13 protein-coding genes are annotated in these 17,821 nt (G+C 47.1%); 10 read left to right on the forward strand and 3 right to left on the reverse strand.

Annotated features, from left to right (window positions below; translation table 11 throughout):
• Positions 1-183 precede the first annotated feature (183 nt).
• On the forward strand, positions 184-1,626 hold the full coding sequence (locus tag IEX60_RS13155) for a Gfo/Idh/MocA family protein (RefSeq protein WP_188751354.1): 1,443 nt from the start codon (positions 184-186) through the stop codon (positions 1,624-1,626).
• Between the two features lie 62 nt (positions 1,627-1,688).
• On the opposite strand, the gene IEX60_RS13160 is transcribed toward IEX60_RS13155, so the two are convergent.
• The 3 genes from IEX60_RS13160 to IEX60_RS13170 all read right to left on the reverse strand — a co-directional run bounded on the left by IEX60_RS13160 (position 1,689) and on the right by IEX60_RS13170 (position 4,369).
• Complete coding sequence (locus tag IEX60_RS13160) at positions 1,689-2,606, reverse strand: sugar phosphate isomerase/epimerase family protein (protein WP_229717554.1); 918 nt, start codon at positions 2,604-2,606, stop codon at positions 1,689-1,691.
• Positions 2,607-2,615: 9 nt separating this feature from the next.
• The gene (locus IEX60_RS13165; protein ID WP_188751356.1) at positions 2,616-3,932 is read right to left on the reverse strand and encodes a Gfo/Idh/MocA family protein; all 1,317 of its coding nucleotides are present in this window, start codon (positions 3,930-3,932) and stop codon (positions 2,616-2,618) included.
• Positions 3,933-4,141: 209 nt separating this feature from the next.
• Complete coding sequence (locus IEX60_RS13170; RefSeq protein ID WP_188751358.1) at positions 4,142-4,369, reverse strand: hypothetical protein; 228 nt, start codon at positions 4,367-4,369, stop codon at positions 4,142-4,144.
• 329 nt (positions 4,370-4,698) lie between these two features.
• On the opposite strand from IEX60_RS13170, the gene IEX60_RS13175 reads away from it, so the two are divergent.
• The 9 genes from IEX60_RS13175 (at position 4,699) to IEX60_RS13215 (ending at position 17,801) form a co-directional block, all read left to right on the forward strand.
• Positions 4,699-5,409 (forward strand): GNAT family N-acetyltransferase, encoded by a 711-nt coding sequence (locus IEX60_RS13175; protein ID WP_188751360.1) that lies wholly within the window; start codon positions 4,699-4,701, stop codon positions 5,407-5,409.
• A 22-nt stretch (positions 5,410-5,431) separates the two neighbouring features.
• Positions 5,432-6,613, forward strand: a complete 1,182-nt coding sequence (argG, locus tag IEX60_RS13180) for an argininosuccinate synthase (protein ID WP_188751362.1) — start codon at positions 5,432-5,434, stop codon at positions 6,611-6,613.
• 74 nt (positions 6,614-6,687) lie between these two features.
• Positions 6,688-7,707: an N-acetyl-gamma-glutamyl-phosphate reductase gene (gene argC / locus IEX60_RS13185; protein WP_188751364.1), complete on the forward strand. Its 1,020-nt coding sequence runs from the start codon at positions 6,688-6,690 to the stop codon at positions 7,705-7,707.
• Positions 7,708-7,783: 76 nt separating this feature from the next.
• Entirely contained in the window at positions 7,784-8,527 is a 744-nt protein-coding gene (locus tag IEX60_RS13190; protein WP_188751366.1) for a YoaK family protein, read from the forward strand.
• Positions 8,528-8,653: 126 nt separating this feature from the next.
• Positions 8,654-9,235, forward strand: a complete 582-nt coding sequence (locus tag IEX60_RS13195; protein ID WP_188751368.1) for an RNA polymerase sigma-70 factor — start codon at positions 8,654-8,656, stop codon at positions 9,233-9,235.
• Between the two features lie 71 nt (positions 9,236-9,306).
• Positions 9,307-10,524, forward strand: a complete 1,218-nt coding sequence (locus IEX60_RS13200) for a FecR family protein (protein ID WP_188751370.1) — start codon at positions 9,307-9,309, stop codon at positions 10,522-10,524.
• A 205-nt stretch (positions 10,525-10,729) separates the two neighbouring features.
• Positions 10,730-14,086 (forward strand): TonB-dependent receptor, encoded by a 3,357-nt coding sequence (locus IEX60_RS13205; protein ID WP_188751371.1) that lies wholly within the window; start codon positions 10,730-10,732, stop codon positions 14,084-14,086.
• Between the two features lie 9 nt (positions 14,087-14,095).
• The gene (locus tag IEX60_RS13210; protein ID WP_188751372.1) at positions 14,096-15,943 is read left to right on the forward strand and encodes a RagB/SusD family nutrient uptake outer membrane protein; all 1,848 of its coding nucleotides are present in this window, start codon (positions 14,096-14,098) and stop codon (positions 15,941-15,943) included.
• Between the two features lie 25 nt (positions 15,944-15,968).
• The gene (locus IEX60_RS13215) at positions 15,969-17,801 is read left to right on the forward strand and encodes a family 1 glycosylhydrolase (RefSeq protein ID WP_188751373.1); all 1,833 of its coding nucleotides are present in this window, start codon (positions 15,969-15,971) and stop codon (positions 17,799-17,801) included.
• The last annotated feature ends 20 nt before the right edge of the window (positions 17,802-17,821 follow it).

The following is a 17,821-nucleotide window of genomic DNA, read 5'->3' on the forward strand; positions in this document are numbered from 1 at the left end:
GGAAATTGCCAGTAAGTTGTTACGCAACTGCTGGCAATTTTTAGTATATTAGCCCCGCACAATTAAAGAGATCGATTGTGCTAACCAATGTACTGCAGGAAACAAGCATACGCTAAAACAACTTAGCATAGCGATTTCATTGATGCCGCTAAAAACGAACAGTAGATCAATAATTTATGTTAAATGGAAAGTAATAAAAACTCAACAGGTGCAACCCGCAGAGATTTCATCAAAACGGGCGCTGCGGCAGCAGCAGGTTTTATGGTAGTGCCACGCCATGTACTCGGAGGTGCAGGTTTTGTTGCGCCGAGCGACAAACTGATTGTTGCCGGTATCGGTGTCGGAGGTAAAGGCAATTCAGATTTGAAAAGCTTTCACGACAGTGGAAAGGCAGAAATCGCATTTCTCTGTGATGTGGACGATCGCCGTGCGGCCGATTCCGTGAAACGGTTTCCCAAAGCGAAGTATTACAAAGACTTCAGGGAAATGCTGGATAAGGAGCATAAAAATATCGATGCCGTTTCCGTATCCACTCCGGATCACAACCACGCCATTCAAGCGCTTGCTGCCATGCAGCTGGGTAAACATGTGTATGTACAGAAACCACTGACGCACGATATCTTTGAAGCACGTGCATTGACCGAAGCAGCGAAAAAATACAAGGTCGTTACCCAGATGGGCAATCAGGGAGCTTCCGGCGACGGTGTCCGCATCATGCGTGAGTGGTTTGATGCCGGATTGATTGGCGACGTGCATACCATCTATACCTGGACCGATCGGCCTGTATGGCCACAAGGTATTCCCTGGCCCGAGCAAAAAGCGGAGGTTCCCAAAGAACTGGACTGGGATCTTTGGCTCGGTACCGCACCCTACAAAGATTATGTGGATAAATTGGTACCTTTCAACTGGCGCGGATGGTGGGATTACGGCACCGGAGCGTTGGGCGATATGGGTTGCCACATCATGGAAGCACCGTTTAGCATATTGGGGCTTCAGTACGTAAAAGATGTACAGGCGAGTGTGGGTAGCGTATATGTCGACGAGTTTAAACGGGGTTATTTCCCCGAAAGTTGCCCGCCTTCAAGTTATGCAGTACTGACCTTCCCCAAATCTGAAAAAACTTCCGGTGATGTGAAGATACATTGGATGGATGGAGGAATCCAGCCGCAGCGGCCGGAAGAACTGGGAGCCAATGAGGTATTTGGTGACGGTGGAAATGGCATTCTTTTCATCGGCACCAAAGGTAAGATGATGGCCGGCTGCTATGCGGAAAATCCGCGGTTACTGCCTACATCATTGACCGAGCAGCACAAGCTGCCGGTGAAATACACACGCGTACCCGGAGGCGCAGGTGGCCACTATGCACAATGGGTGGAAGCCTGTATCGCCGGATTCGGGAACAAAGAGGTCAGTTCTCCCTTTGCAATCGCAGGCCCGCTGACCGAAGCATTGCTTATGGCTAATCTGGCTATCCGCGGTTCCGATTTGCGCGTTGATAATAAATATCCCGGCAGGAACCTGAAATTGCTTTGGGACAACAATGCAATGAAAGTAACCAACTTTGACGAAGTCAATCAGTTCGTCAAGCGGCAATACCGTAACGGATGGGAATTGCCCACGGTATAGCAATTGCCACGTATATAATAGCATAAAAGGAGGCCGTCATGTTGAAGTGACGGCCTTATGCTTTATAATGCCTTGATTTTATCCAATTGGTCGGCTATGGTTTTAAGATAGGTTCCGTTACCTCCTTTCACCTCTGCGGTGATCCATCCCCCTTTGTAGTCAACCTTCCTCAGTGCATCCATAACGACAGGCCAATTGTTGTCACCCGCCAACAAGTCTACATCGAAACCCTTCCATAAACCTTCGTTATTCATCTTATCACGGCTGAATTCTTTTGCATGGAGTTTGACGATCCGTGAATTCAGTGTTGTTATCCAATGTTCTGGCCATCCGTAACGCAAGATGTTTCCAATGTCAAAGTACCATCCAATCAGCGGGTGATCAATGGCGTCAACAAATTCCCGTGCCTCAACGGGGCTCAGTATAAAGTTATTCCAGACATTCTCGAGCCCGATTTTCATGCCGGTCTTTTCCACGTGAGGGATGAGCTTTCGAACCGATTCCAGGGCATTCTTGTAAGCAACTTCATAAGGAACTTTGTCATTTACCACGCCTGGGACCACCAGAACCGTATCGCCGCCAAGTTCCTTCACCTCACTCAACGATTTGGCAACCGAATCGATCGTGAATTGCCTGACCGATGCATCGGGGTCAGACAAAGGCTTCGACCAATGGTCTTTGTTAACCACGCTCGGTAGCTCGATCCCTGTCTGGTCCCGGGCAGCAAGCAATTCCGTTAAGGGGATATCTACCGGACTGTTGAACTCAATGCCATCAAACCCGATATCTTTTACCAGCTTGAATTTATCTAACAACGATAAGTCTTCTTCAATCATCCCAAAACCCAACCCCTTTTTTAAGGTGAGCTTCTGTGCAGGTGCGTTGCTAACCGGTGTGCCGTATCCCTTCAATAAGGGAGCGATCGTTGCCCCTGTAGCCAGTAAGGCGGCCATCTGTATGAAAGTTTTTCTTTCCATCATTTATGCTTGCTATGAATTAATTCCGGGTATCGCCGCCGGTATGTCATATTTCATGTCCCATGATACATTTTCAGGGAAGAGAACCTCATCCGAGGCCAAAGCCTCCTGAATAGAGACCGTCTGCCCCGTATAACCGGCCATCCGGCCGGCTAAGGCCACCAAATTGGACTTTACCATCCAATCGCCGTCATATTTAGGCTTGTTCTTCCGGATGGAGGCAAATAACTCGTCGTGTTCCTGTTGATACATGCTCCTGGATTCCGAATTTTTATAGGCATTTTCGTCGGTGAACTTCGTTTGGTCGTCATATTTCCATGCCCTACGGCCAAGTATTTCGTGGCTTCCCGTTCGGCAGTCAACAATGCATCGGCCTTTATCGCCGACTAATTCCACGGCATAGGCAGGTGCGGTGTCTGCCTGTTGCCTGCAGAAGAAATAGCTTTTTACACCGTCTTCGTATTCATATACCATGGCGAAATGGTCGAACACGTTGCCAAACTTCTTATCGGTCCTTTTTTGGCGGCCCCCACTTCCCGTAACGCGAAGCGGTAACGTATCGCCCATGGCCCATTGCATCATATCCAGGCTGTGGATGGCTTGCTCGATGATATGGTCGCCTGAAAGCCAGTTGTAATACAGCCAATTCCGCAATTGGTATTCAAAATCCGTCCATTGCGGCTGTCGTTCTTTGTACCATAGCTCTCCCGTGTTGTAAGTTGCTTCGGCAGTCAGGATTTTTCCGATCTTTCCATCCAATACCCGACCGAATGTTTCCCGCTTGGGAAGATGATAACGCCAGCAGAATCCGGAAACCAAAGCGAGGTTCTTTGATTTAGCATTTTCGGAAGCTGCGATAACCCGTCTCAGGCCGGGCGCATCCACCGCAAAGGGTTTTTCACAGAAAATATGCTTGCCTGCGTTCACCGCAGCTTCCAGGTGCGTGGGCCGGAATGCGGGAGGGGCAGCCAACAACACGACGTCAATATCACTTTCCAAGAGGCGTTGGTAGGCATCGAGGCCCACAAATTTATGGGTGTCATCCACCTGTACTTTGTCGCCCATCTGGGATTTAATCGTATTGTAGGAATCTTCCAACTGATCGCTGAATGCGTCAGCCATCGCGGCTAATACAACGTTTTGGTCTGCATTCAGTGCCTCCATAGCCGCAGCGGTGCCCCGGCCTCCGCAACCGATGAGCCCGACCTTCAGCGTGTCGGTGTTTAATGACCAAAAACCGTCTGATGCCAATACATAATTCGTCGTGGCTACACCCGCAAGGGTGGTTATCCCCGCAGTTTTCAGAAATTCCCTTCTTGAATAATTCATATGATAAAAAATTTATGGATTTTGTATACCTGGCGTTTCAATTGGCTATAATTAGGGCAGCAATATAGGATTTTGATTCATTTAAATGAAATGCCTTAACCTCAGTAGGGAGGTAATGGTATAGGGCGCAGAATACCTATTTACAGGTTACCTGCAAGGTAAAACGATTTAACATGCCTGCGGCTATAGAAGTTTAGGGATGTATTTTTTTATTTTTCCTGGCTTTTCTCCTGAGCCTCTTTTTTTCTGAGCTCAAAATTTGCTGCCGCGAGGCCGGAGCCATATTTTGTTGATACATACATTGCAGCGGCGGCGGCAAGGATGACAAGGATAATCCCCCAAGCTCCCTTCCGTTTATCCTGTTTCATCAACCAGATGAGGAAGACTACGAGGGGAATCGCAAAAATCAATATAAAAAACCAGCTGGTTCCGATCATGCTACAAAGGTCGGAAAAAAACGAAATAAACCTTGCGTAAATAAAAGATATTTTTGCTACATTTGGCACCTTAATTGCAGCGTAGCTGTAATATGCATTAAGGATGAACACAAAAAATATCATAGCTATATCTACTGCATCATGCGTTCAGCATTATGCAACGTGCTTTTTGTGTGGAATTTCAACTGCCGAAAGACCGGTACTCCGGTTTCGACGACCCATATTGCCCCGGGCTTAATAAGGGGCAGCCTCTCTAACTACGTACGGCAGGGAGTCCGACGCTGTACTTCGATCAAACAGTTTTTAATCTTTAGGGGTCGTTTATTCCAATGGAACTTTCAGACTTTATAATCATCCCGGCGACCGAACAGCATGTCGGTTATGCCCAGCAAATTTGTGATGAAATGGCCGAGTCGGCCAAAGCCCGGGGCACAGGCATTGCGCGTCGGAGCCCTGAATATGTGGCCACCAAAATGAAGGAGGGTAAGGCCGTGATCGCTTTGCGCAAAGCAGACAGGGCCTGGGCCGGATTTTGTTACATCGAAACGTGGAGCCATGGCGACTTTGTGGCCAATTCGGGCTTGGTGGTAAATCCCGACTTTCGGAAAGTGGGTTTGGCAAAAGCGATTAAAAAACGTATCTTCGAACTCTCCCGGGAAAAATACCCCAAGGCAAAGATTTTTGGTCTTACCACGGGATTGGCCGTCATGAAAATCAACTCGGATCTGGGCTATGAACCGGTTACTTATTCGGAACTGACACAGGACGAGGAGTTTTGGAAGGGATGTCAAAGTTGTGTTAACTACGATATCCTGACTATGAAGCAGCGTAAAAACTGCATGTGTACCGCCATGCTTTGGGATCCGGTGGAAAAAGAAAAGGAATTGCGCGAGCGGATCGAAATGAAGGCCAAAGCCAAGGAACGTTTAAAGCAGATTACGAAAAAATCGTCACTTTTGAAACGTATTGAGGCAAGGCTGTGGAAATCCACCAAAAAGATGGTTACTGCATTCGTTGCCCGCTATCCGAAAACAGTATAGTTGTAGAATCAAAAAATAATCAATGGACAAAGTCGTATTAGCGTTTAGCGGAGGATTGGATACCTCTTTTTGCTGCATTTATCTATCCAAAGACCGGGGGCTGGAGGTACATTCTGTTATTGTGAATACCGGAGGGTTTTCGGCCGATGAGCTGGCTCAGATCGAACAGCGGGCGTATTCGCTGGGTGTAAAATCCCATGCAGTGGTAGATGAAACGCAGAACTACTACGACAGCAGCATCAAATACCTCATCTTTGGAAATGTGCTGAAAAACGCTACGTATCCACTTTCGGTCAGTGCAGAACGGGTAAGCCAGGCCACGGCCATTGCTAATTACGCAAAAAAGATCGGTGCACAATACGTTGCCCATGGCAGTACAGGTGCAGGAAACGACCAGGTACGGTTTGACATGATTTTCAACATACTGATCCCGGAAGTGGAAATCATCACGCCCATCCGCGATCTCAAATTGAGCCGTGAAGAAGAGATTGCGTACCTGCAGAAACATGGCGTTGAATTCAATGCCGAAAAGGCTAAATATTCGATCAACAAAGGTATATGGGGTACATCGGTAGGAGGTAAGGAAACGTTGACTTCCCACGATACGCTACCCGAGGAAGCATGGCCAACCCCGCTTACTTCGACCGAGCCACGCCGTGTTACCATCGAGTTTGAAAAGGGCGAACCCGTTGCATTGGATGGCAACCGTATCGGTCCGGTGAAAGTGATCCAGGAGCTGCAAGCCATTGCCCAGCCGTATGGTATCGGCCGTGATATCCACGTGGGTGATACGATTATTGGCATCAAAGGACGTGTTGGCTTCGAAGCGGCTGCACCGCTGATTCTCATCAAAGCACACCATACGCTGGAGAAACATACCCTGACCAAATGGCAACTCAGCTGGAAGGACCAACTGGCTGCATTCTATGGGAATTGGATGCACGAAGGGCAGATGCACGATCCCGTGATGCGTGATATCGAGGCATTCCTGCAAAGCACCCAGCAGACCGTAAGCGGCAAGGTATTTGTCGAATTGAATCCTTATCGCTTTACCGTTATCGGTATCGAGTCCCCGCACGACCTGATGTCCAATAAATTCGGCAGCTACGGAGAAATGAACAATACGTGGACCGGGGAAGACGTGAAAGGATTCTCCAAGATATTTGGCAATCAGGTATCCATTTGGCATAAAGTGAACGGGTAAACCAGGGAACGCATCTAATTGATCAGTGAGTATACGTCAAATCCGTATAATCTGCGTTCCATAAAAGAAGAGACATGACAAACATTAAGATAGGTATTATTGGCTCGGCTGGTTATACCGGAGGTGAGCTGCTACGCATACTCATTAACCATCCCCAAGCGGATATCGTGTTTGCACATAGCGGCAGTAACGCGGGGAATCGGATATCGGATATACATACCGATTTGTTTGGCGATACCGATTTGCGGTTCTCTAAAACCTACCACAGCGATATTGATGTGCTGTTTCTTTGTGTGGGGCATGGAGATGCCCGTAAGTTTTTGGATGCCAATACGTTTGCTCCGCACGTTAAAATAATCGACCTTTCTCAAGATTACAGATTGCGGGCAAATACCGCTTACCAAGGGGCGCACTTCATATATGGTTTACCCGAGCTGAATCGGGACGCTATCCGTTCTGCACACTACATAGCCAATCCGGGATGCTTTGCCACAGGTATCCAATTGGCCCTTTTGCCGTTGGCCGCCAAGGGACTGCTTCAGCATCCGATTCATATCAATGCAACCACCGGTTCCACCGGTGCCGGACAGAAACCATCTGCCACTTCCCATTTCAGCTGGCGGAGCAATAACCTCTCTATCTACAAGGCCTTTGAGCATCAGCACCTGCAGGAGATCAGCGAATCGCTGGATCAGTTGCAACCGGGTTTCCTTCCTGCCGGTAACGGTACCTTGCTGCAGCGGGCCATGGAGCGCATCCATATCATTCCGCAACGGGGCAATTTTCCCAGAGGCATTCTCTCAGCTATTTACCTGGACAATACATTAAGTGAAGATGAGGTGTATGCGTTATTTGAGTCCTTTTATGCTACACACCCATTTACGCATATCAGCAAGGCCAATATCGATTTGAAGCAGGTAGTCAATACGAATAAATGCCTGTTGCACTTGGAAAAGCATGGCGATAAACTGTTTGTCGTAAGTATCGTCGATAACCTGCTCAAAGGTGCCAGCGGACAGGCCGTACAAAATATGAACCTGATGTTTGGCCTTGAGGAGAATGCTGGCCTGAGGCTGAAGAGTGTAGGGTTTTAGCTGCTTTAATCAGTTCATTGTTTTGAAGTGGATGTGTGTGTAGGTTTACTTGTAGTATTGTCGGAATACGCGTATTATGTTAAGGCATAAGGGGAAAGGCCGGACTTATTCCCACAATCTCAAACTGGCATCATTATTATCCGGAGTGGCCGGTATGGTTAATATATGCGGCGTGCTTGCATTGGGTACACTAACCACCAATGTTACCGGACATTTTGCCTACTTTGCCGAAACGTTGTTCCTGCAAGATTTCAGTACTGCGCTGGTGTTCATGATTTATATATTGTTTTTTCTGTTGGGCGCATTTGTATCGGGACTGCTGACCGAGTCGGTGACTGACCGGTTCCACACAGCTTATCTAATGCCGTTGGCTGTGGAGATCGTGATACTGTGTGCGGTGACGGCATTCGGTGAGATTTATTACGGTACTGACAGGTCTCCGGTCGTCGCCTTGGCGTGTGCACTCCTTTTTGCAATGGGACTGCAGAATGCGTTGGTTACACGCGTTTCCCAATCCGTAGTGCGGACTACCCACCTCACTGGGCTATTCACGGACTTGGGAATTGAATTGGCCCAACGACTCATCTATCGGGGTACCGCCGAACGGACACGATTGCGCAAAAGTATCTTTCTGAAGCTAATGATCATTATGGGCTTTTTCCTCGGGGGAATCGCTGGTGGCTACCTCTACCAATACTTCCAACTGAGAGCACTGCTTTTGCCCGTAGGGGTGCTGCTATTTACGCTCGGATATGACCAGTTGCTATTCCGGTTCTATCGATTGAAACGGAAGCTACGGTCGAAAGCGTTGGAAGTATAATGACAAATGTTTAGTCTTCTGGCCTGGAGAGGCCTGCCGGAAATCGGAGTAACCGCATTTTCGCGAAAATTCCTTACATTGCCCCGCTGAGGAAACCAATAGACACAAATGCACGACAAAAAGGTTATGGAGACACAGGATGAATTCCTGTTGGATGCATTGAGTCAGGGCAGCCACTCGGCCTTTGAACAATTGTACGATCGCTATAGCAGACGTATTTATGCGAATCTCATTCGCTTAGTGCGTTCCGAAGCGATTGCGGAGGAGCTGCTACAGGATGTATTCATGAAAGTATGGGAACTTCGTGCAACCCTCAATACAGGGCAATCCTTCCAGTCTTTTCTATTTCAAATATCCGGTAACCTGGCAATCGACTTTTACCGCAAAAGTGCCCGTCGGCAGACGATGGAAGCGGCGAAAAAATTGATTGAGGAATCAGCCTACGACCATATAGAAAAATACATTAATTTTAAGGAGGCCGAAATTTTACTCGACAGGGCTATTTCTGCATTGCCCCCGCAACGCCAGCGTATTTTCAGGCTATGTCGTATCGAGGGCAAATCGTATGAAGAAGTGGCGGAGTTGTTCTCTCTTACCCGTAACACGGTAAAAGACCATATGACCAAAGCAAACCGTTTTCTGCGTGAAATATTAAGTCAGGAATATGGGCCTTTCCTCGTATTACTAGCCGTCGCATTTAGTTTTTAATTTTTTTTCAGTCTAGAGCCACCCTTTTCTCATTCCCATTCGTGTTAACCTAGAGAGCCGCTTAAAAAATTATGAAAAGCGATTACCCATACGAATTGTTCAGTCGGTACCTGAAAAGGGAGACGACACCAGCCGAGGAGACATCCTTGATGGTGTACTTTCGCGATCAGGAAAATACGGGAGAACTCCAAGACCTCGTTGTGAAGGCACTTTCGGATTTACAGGAAAATGAATACGAAGAGCGTGCGTTGGCACAGGAGGCACTGGACCGTGTGAAAGCAAATTTGAACCATTTGCTGGAGCAGGAAGGAAGAAGAAGAGCTGGTCGCGTACGTGGAATCCGCAGGTGGCTGCCATATGCCGCGGCAATAATTTTTGCATGCACACTGGGTGCATGGTTTTTGATGAAATCGGGAGAGAAGATAGACGAACCGAACGTGGTCGGCAGTAATATTTTACCTGGTGGCAACCGGGCAACGTTGACATGGGCTGACGGCAGCACAATCGACTTGAGCGAAACCCAATCGGGAATTGTGGTAGGGAAGGAAATCACTTATGTAGATGGCTCTGATGTGCTGCATGTGGAAGCCGGAAAGCCAGAAAGCCAGTCGCGATCTTCGGATGCTGAGTGGCTGACATTATCGACTCCGAGAGGGGGAACCTACCAGGTGATTCTTCCGGATGGATCCCAGGTCTGGCTCAATGCCAGCACGACGCTTAAATACCCAAGCCAGTTTACCGGACCGGAACGTGTGGTAGAATTGACCGGTGAAGCCTATTTTTCGGTAACCCACATTCGCGGGAAAGCGAATCAGCAAATGGTTCCATTCCGGGTATTAAGTAACGGTCAGACGGTCGAAGTCCTCGGTACGGAATTCAATATCTCTGCATACCCGGATGATATCGATACGCGAACCACGCTCGTCAGCGGATCGGTACAGATCATGAATAGCGCATCTAAAATTACCCATACATTAAGGCCCGGAGATCAAAGTATCACACATCAACAGCAAACGGAGGTGATTCAGGTAGATCCTTCGCTGGCCGTCGCGTGGAAATCCGGAGACATCGTACTCACCAATGTAGCGCTGGAAACGATTATGCAGCAAATTTCACGTTGGTATGATGTAGAAGTGGAGTATGCTGCTGTCCAACCCAGATCCGCTGAATTTTTCGGTACGGTATCACGCATGCGTGAGTTATCAGCGGTTTTGCAGGCGATGGAGTCCACCGGCAATGTGCGCTTCCAGCGTAATAACAGAACAATTATTGTAAATCCTAAAAATTAATGACAACATGAAGACATAGCTACTCCCTCATTCAGCCACCAAAAAAACCGAATCCCGACGGCAATCGGTATCCGGTCATGTCTGGTAGGCCATTTCCTTGATTGCGACTAAACAAATAAGAATTTTAATCACTACCAAACCTTTCAAAGGTATGCATTTTTTTCGTATATGTATGCGGCACCTGCCGCCTCAAATTGGGCTTTACATGAAGCTTCTCATCCTATTTCTTTGCCTCGGATTAGTACATGTCAGCGCGAAAACATATGGTCAGTATGTGAGTCTGAGTGTGAAAGATACTCCTCTTGAAACCGTTATTCAACAGCTACGGGGACAAACCGGTTACGACTTTGTTGCGGACAGGAAATTGGTCCGTAGCGCCGGTAATGTCAACGTCCAGCTTCACCAGGCAACGCTTGAAGAGGCGCTAAAAGCCTGTCTTCAGGGAAAGTCCATCGCTTACCGCATCAACGGGGGCATTGTGACGCTTGTTCCGGAGAAGTCGGCTGGGTACCGGCGTGGCGGAATCCCATCCTCGGCAACCTCCGCTCTCCAACAGGCGATCAGCGGAACAGTTACGAATGAACAGGGAGACCCATTAGAAGGGGTAACGATCACCGTAAAAGGTAAGGCTATTTCTTCGATAACAGATACTGAAGGAAACTTTCATATCGCCGTTCCCAACGATGCTCAATTTTTAGTGTTTACGATGATCGGCTTTGAGGAAGTAGAACGCGAAATCGGCGGACAAACAATTGTTGATGTTACGCTGAAGACGGCTATTAGTGATTTAGAAGAAGTGGCTGTGGTCGCGTACGGCGTCCAAAAAAAGGAAAGTGTAGTTGGCTCGATATCAACGGTAAAACCGCGGGATTTGAAGGTGCCCACGCGGTCTTTGACCAATGCGTTGGCCGGTAACATAGCCGGGGTCATTGCGGTCCAGCGCTCAGGCGAGCCGGGTAAAGATGATGCACAATTTTGGATACGTGGGGTAAGTACATTTGGAGCAGGCGCTAATCCACTGGTGTTGGTAGACGGTGTAGAACGGTCATTGTCCAATATCGAGCCGGAAGAAATCGAAAGCTTTTCGGTTTTGAAAGATGCTGCGGCGACAGCGGTTTATGGCATACGGGGAGCAAATGGTGTCGTACTTGTTAATACAAGAAAGGGACAAACCGGTAAGCCGACAATCAGTGTAAAATCTGAATATGGGATGGTTGGAGCTACCCGACTTCCCAGGCTAACGGACGCAGCAACCTCTTATAGGTTGTATAATGAGGCCAATTTAAATGTCAATCCAAACTTTAAAAGTCCGTATACAGAAGATATCATTGAAACCTACGAACTTCAATCAGATCCATTGTTATATCCGGATAATGATTGGATTGGTTTAATGATGAAAGATTGGACTCACAGCGGGCGAACCAATCTAAATATCTCAGGAGGTGGGGATGTTGCGAAGTATTTTGTGTCTGCCACATATTTTTCGGAAGATGGGATATGGAAAGGAGGAAATCTGGATGCATATAACAGTAATACCACATTACGCCGATACAATTTCCGGGCAAACACCGATATAAAATTGAATAGATACACGGATTTGTCACTGAATATCGGTGGGATATTGGTTACGCAAAATATGGCTGGATATGACAGCGACCATTTGTGGTCATGGATATTAAAGTCAGGGCCTGGCGATTATGCACCCGTGTATCCGAACCCCGATGGAGACGGTGTCGTCTATGGAGGAAGTGGCAGCCATGCCATCAGAAGCCCTTATGCGGATTTGTTCAATTCTGGCTTCCAAACGACCTGGAATAATAATCTCCAGTCCAGTTTGATACTGAAGCATAGCTTGTCTTGGCTTAGCGAAGGACTAGCTGTCAAGGGAATGTTTTCGTTTGATGCTGATAATTCCCATGTCATCCAGCGGACAAGGGAAGGTGATTTATACAGGGCGACAGGAAGGGATCGTTTTGGAGTGCCACAACTGACTAGGTATTGGGACGGGCAAGAAGATTTAAATTATAATACCGTATCCGGCGGGGATAGGCGAATATATCTACAAGCAGATATTTCCTATAATCGAATTTTTGGTAAACATTCGGTTGGTGGATTGCTGCTTTACAATCAACAGGATTTCGTCAACGCAAACGCAAACAACGCAATTGCTGGATTACCCTATCGATTTCAGGGATTGGTGAGCAAGTTGAGTTACGGTTATGCGGAGCGCTATTACATCGAATTGAATGCAGGCTATAATGGCTCGGAAAATTTCAAACGGGGAGATCGATTCGGTTTTTTTCCATCGGTGGGCCTTGGATGGATTGTGTCTGAAGAATCATTTTATAAGGAATCCATTGGGCAGCATATATCTTATTTAAAATTGAGAGGTTCATATGGATATAAGGGAAATGACCAGATTGGTGGGAGGCGATTTGCTTACTTGACGACAATCGGCGGCGGGAACGGAGGATGGCGGTATGGACTTAATGGAGACAATACAATTGGTGGTACAGGCGAGGATGAGTGGGGAGCAGACTTAACCTGGGAGCTGGAAACTGAAGCCAATATCGGGGTGGAAGCCCGCTTTCTAAAAGGCTTCTATCTCCAAGCGGATGTGTTTAACAGGCAACGTTCTGGCATATTTTTACAACGCGCGTCTTTACCGAATTACATGGGACTTACAAAAAACCCTTGGGGTAATATCGGAAAGATGGACAATCGGGGTATTGATGTTTCACTTGAATACCGGAAACAATTGGGAGAGATTGACTTGGCGTTTAGGGGCAATTTTACGTATGCTCGAAATAAAGTCGTGGAAAACGACCAGCCTGATCCGCTATATTCTTACCAGGCCGAAAAAGGCAGGCGTTATGGTCAGCAATTCGGGTTACAGGCTATTGGCCTATACGAAGAAACTGATTTTTTGGATGTGTCGCAGGGGATTTTGCGGGAGGAGTTGCCTGTTCCCGGGTTTGGAGGGAGGGTGTATCCCGGGGATATAAAATACGTAGATTATAATGGAGATGGACTGGTGAACAGCTACGATATGGTCGCCATCGGATATGCTCCAAATCCTGAAATGGTTTACGGTTTCGGGCTTAATTTTGTCTATAAAGGAATAGACTTTTCCGCATTTTTTCAGGGATTGACGCACATGGATTTTATGTTAGGCGGGGAAGGCTTTTTTCCATTTCGCGAATCGCTTTCCGGGATCGTCGCCCAGCAGGTTGCGTTAGACAGGTGGACTGTTGAAAATCCGGCACAAGATGTGTTATTCCCCAGACTGGCAGTCGGGGAAAATATAAATAACTATGTGCCGTCAACCTGGTGGCAAAGAGAGGGAAGTTATTTGCGGCTAAGAACCGTGGAAGCCGGTTATACCATACCGAAACCGTTAACCGACCGGCTTAAAATAGGAAGTGCCCGAATCTATTGTGTAGCGCTGAATCCGGTGACATGGAGCCAATTTAAATACTGGGATCCCGAATTGGGTTCCGGGAACGGTGGACGTTATCCCATCCAGCGAAACTTTTCTGTAGGTCTGAATTTAACCTTTTAAGTAACCGTTATGAAAATCGACAAGTTTATATATTTCTTTTCACTGGCGATCGCTGTTTTTATCGTTTCCTGCGATTCTGATTTTCTGGATAAGCAGCCGGACGACATGCTCACGTTAGACCAGGTTTTTAAGACAAGAAGGTATACCGAGCAATACCTGGCCAATGTATATAGTTACATTCCGGATGAAGCCAACGGCGACCGGGTAAACCTGACACCCGCATCAGACGAAGCTAAGTTTTCAGAACAGGGAGTCCCTGGTTTTCAAATCAACATCGGTAATTGGGGACCTACATCCTCCGTCCCTTATGGATGTTGGAATAGTATGTATCGGGGAATTCGCTCGGCATCGGTATTTATTAATCGCGTGGATGAGTGCGAAGAGATCACACCTGATTTGAGGACCCGCTATAAGTCTGAGGCGAGGTTTCTTCGGGCGTATTTCTACTTTTTACTGCTTCGTCAATATGGCCCGTTGGTTTTGTTGCCCGAAGTGATCCCGGTAGATGCCGAACCCGCGGAAATCATGCTGCCTCGAAGCACATACGATGATTGTGTAAGATACATTGCCAACGAGTTAGATGAGGCATTGCAGGGCCTGCCTGATCGCGTTACGGACCTTAACCAGTTAGGTAGGCCAGATCAGTTGACAGCCCTCGCGCTAAAGTCACGGTTGCTTTTATATGCGGCAAGCGATATGTTTAATGGCAATACAGAATACGCAGCATTTAAAAACGGAGACGGTACGCAGTTAATCAACCAAGCATATGATGTAAATAAGTGGCAGCTTGCTGCAGAGGCCGCAAAAGCGGTAATTGATCGAATGCCCGACGGACTATTAATTAAGTACGATTCAGAAGGAGAATTAGATCCCGTAAACTCCTATCGGGATATTTATCTCGATAAATGGAATAAAGAAGTGATTTGGGCCTATTCAGCAGGTAAAGAAGGATGGGAGGCGCAGACCTGGGAATATAATGGCATGTTGGTGCAGGTCAACGGATATGCGAATTATGGAGTTACACAGCAACAGGTTGACGCTTTTTTTATGGAAAATGGGCACCGCCCTATCCTTGGGTATCAGGCAGACGGAGAGCCGATAATTAATCCGGAGTCAGGTTATATTGAAAGCGGCGTGCACAGAGACGCTACGGAATATACGCCGGCTGGTGTTTGGAATATGTATGTGGGACGGGACCCCCGGTTTTATGCGACGGTAACTTTCAATGGGTCGGAATGGCTATGGCACGGTACGGATGGAAAGTCTAACTATTATGCGGAATTTTTTGCCACCGGCAAAGATGGTATCCAGGGAGGTGCGAGAGGTCAAAATCCCACATGGACAGGATATGTTATCCGTAAATATTCAGGTCCCAATTCCAACCGCGTTAACTTCACTTATTTATCTTCTCCTTCATGGATACTTTTTAGGCTGGGAGAGATGTATCTGAATTATGTTGAGGCACTTAACGAATATGCGCCAGGGCATCCGGATATCTTGAAATACCTAAACCTGATTAGGTATCGGGCAGGTATTCCTGGTTATGGAGAGGGGACCTTAGCCATTCCCGGTTCTCAGGAGGAAATGAGAGCGTTAATTCGGGCTGAACGGCGCGTAGAGCTTGTATTTGAAAGTCACCGTGTTTTTGATACGCGACGTTGGAAGATTGCTCCAGAAACCGATGGAGGTGCCATCTATGGAATGGATCGCAACGCCGGTACTTCCCTTGCCGATCCGACATTCTATAAAAGAACGGTCGTGGAAAATAGGGTGTTCGAGTTTAAGCATTATCTCTGGCCCATTGAGCAGGACGAGTTGGATCGGAACAGACTACTGGTGCAGAATCCAGGGTGGTAATAAGGGTACATAACGGATTGTAATTATGAAATTCAATTTTTTAATGACCGCTCGGTTTTTGGGGTTGTTTATGTGTCTGCTAGGGATTTTCATGGGCCTGATTGTTTTGGGCGGCTGTAAGAAATCACCGCACACCTTTGCGGAGGAGCGGCCGCAGGATAGTGTTCCTTCTACTGCCGAGGAATTCGCTTCGATTACCGTGAAAAATGGCAGGTTAACATTTGAAGATGGAAGAGAAGTTTCGCTATTTGGTACCAATTATCATCCGATGAGCTGGTATCAATATCGGAATATGAAGGCACTGGGCGCCGATTTTCGAAGTGTCATTCGGCAAGATATCAGTGATATGAAGAAGATGGGAGTTCAAGTGGTCAGGGTACATGTGTTTGAGCGTGAGATAAGTGATCAGCAGGGTGCGCTGATCGACAATGTCCACCTTGACATTTTTGATATGCTTGTTGATGAACTGATCAAACAGGGGATGTATTTATACCTCACGCCCTTAAGCTGGTGGAACGCTCCCGATGAATTGGACACTTCATTTAGCAAGCAGGTAACCAAGATGGGCATGATGTTCGACGAGCAGGCTGTTGAAGCGTCAAAGCGGTTTGTCCACGAATTCCTGGTCCATGAGAATCGTTATACAGGGCATCGGTTGGTGGACGAACCTAATCTTGCCCTGTTAGAAATCTTAAATGAGCCTTGGTATTTTCCTTACGCCGCCATGGAGGATGTGTCCCGGGATCACAGCTGGCATAAAGAAAATGAAACCACTGAAGAAACCTATCGAAAAGACTACGAAACATGGAAGTCTAAATGGCTTGCCTATTGTCAGGAAAGGAACGTTATGCCCTCGGAGTCTAACTACGATAAATTTCAGCAAGGCGAGATTTTAGCCTATTTGAATGGGATGGTTTCCGTAATCAGGGAAACGGGATCTGCTCATCCCATAGCGGCAGCCCTGTTTGAAAGTTCCTATAATAAGGGCGTTCTTGATGCCATACAGGCGAGTAAGGTAGATGCAGTAACAGATGGCTGGTATCCGGGAGGGTTTGAATATAATGAAGAAAAGAACTTATTTGAGGAGGCAGCTAATTATGAGTTGCCTCAACAGGTAAGGCAGAAGGCCAAAGTAGTCTACGAATTTGATATACCGGGTACGTTTGATAATGTTGGAATGTATCCGGCTATGGCTCGAAGATACCGAAGCATGGGCGCTCAGATAGCCTGTCAGTTTCAATACGATTCTTCAATTACGGCTCCGTATAATGTGGATTGGGGCATCCATTACCTGAATTATCTATATACACCCGCCAAATCGATTGCTTTTGCGATTGCTAGAAAAGCATTCAATGAAATTCCGTTGGGTACAAAGTATCAGGTAACTTCTGATAAGCAGGTGTTCGGCGACTTTGCAGTTAGTTTTCAACCGTATCAAGCCATGGTTGTTCAGCCGTCTGATGTGATGTATGCACAAACACTGGAAGATTGGATCCCGTATCAGCTTCCAAGGACGCCCAAGCACGTGTTGGGACGGGGAAATTCGACATTCATCCATTACGAAGGTAGCGGGTTTTATGATTTTCAGCAGGATACGGATACGAAAGCTGTACTATATGTTTCGCCAGATATTCTTAGGCAGGAGGATGTCCAACAATTATTCACGAACACTTCTACACAGCGAGAAGTTATCAAATTAGGATATACCACCCATCGACGTCTGGAAATCAAAATTCCCGGATGGAATTCGTTCACAGCGACGGACCCCGCGGGTAATTCACAGCAAATCACTAACGGCAAAATGATGGTTTTGCCGGGTAAATCATACCAATTAGTTAAGTCAAATACACAACAATGAATTGTCATATCAAAACATTT

Origin of the sequence: Parapedobacter defluvii (assembly GCF_014642075.1) — a bacterium.
GTDB lineage: Bacteria > Bacteroidota > Bacteroidia > Sphingobacteriales > Sphingobacteriaceae > Parapedobacter > Parapedobacter defluvii.

Bases quoted from the DNA above. Each gene is read 5' to 3' on its own strand.
- IEX60_RS13155 (WP_188751354.1), top strand. From the start codon at position 184: ATGGAAAGTAATAAAAACTCAACAGGTGCAACCCGCAGAGATTTCATC.
- IEX60_RS13200 (WP_188751370.1), top strand. From the start codon at position 9,307: ATGAAAAGCGATTACCCATACGAATTGTTCAGTCGGTACCTGAAAAGG.
- IEX60_RS13165 (WP_188751356.1), bottom strand. From the start codon at position 3,932: ATGAATTATTCAAGAAGGGAATTTCTGAAAACTGCGGGGATAACCACC.
- IEX60_RS13160 (WP_229717554.1), bottom strand. From the start codon at position 2,606: ATGATGGAAAGAAAAACTTTCATACAGATGGCCGCCTTACTGGCTACA.
- IEX60_RS13170 (WP_188751358.1), bottom strand. From the start codon at position 4,369: ATGATCGGAACCAGCTGGTTTTTTATATTGATTTTTGCGATTCCCCTC.
- IEX60_RS13190 (WP_188751366.1), top strand. From the start codon at position 7,784: ATGTTAAGGCATAAGGGGAAAGGCCGGACTTATTCCCACAATCTCAAA.
- IEX60_RS13215 (WP_188751373.1), top strand. From the start codon at position 15,969: ATGAAATTCAATTTTTTAATGACCGCTCGGTTTTTGGGGTTGTTTATG.
- IEX60_RS13195 (WP_188751368.1), top strand. From the start codon at position 8,654: ATGGAGACACAGGATGAATTCCTGTTGGATGCATTGAGTCAGGGCAGC.
- IEX60_RS13175 (WP_188751360.1), top strand. From the start codon at position 4,699: ATGGAACTTTCAGACTTTATAATCATCCCGGCGACCGAACAGCATGTC.
- IEX60_RS13205 (WP_188751371.1), top strand. From the start codon at position 10,730: ATGAAGCTTCTCATCCTATTTCTTTGCCTCGGATTAGTACATGTCAGC.
- argG (WP_188751362.1), top strand. From the start codon at position 5,432: ATGGACAAAGTCGTATTAGCGTTTAGCGGAGGATTGGATACCTCTTTT.
- IEX60_RS13210 (WP_188751372.1), top strand. From the start codon at position 14,096: ATGAAAATCGACAAGTTTATATATTTCTTTTCACTGGCGATCGCTGTT.
- argC (WP_188751364.1), top strand. From the start codon at position 6,688: ATGACAAACATTAAGATAGGTATTATTGGCTCGGCTGGTTATACCGGA.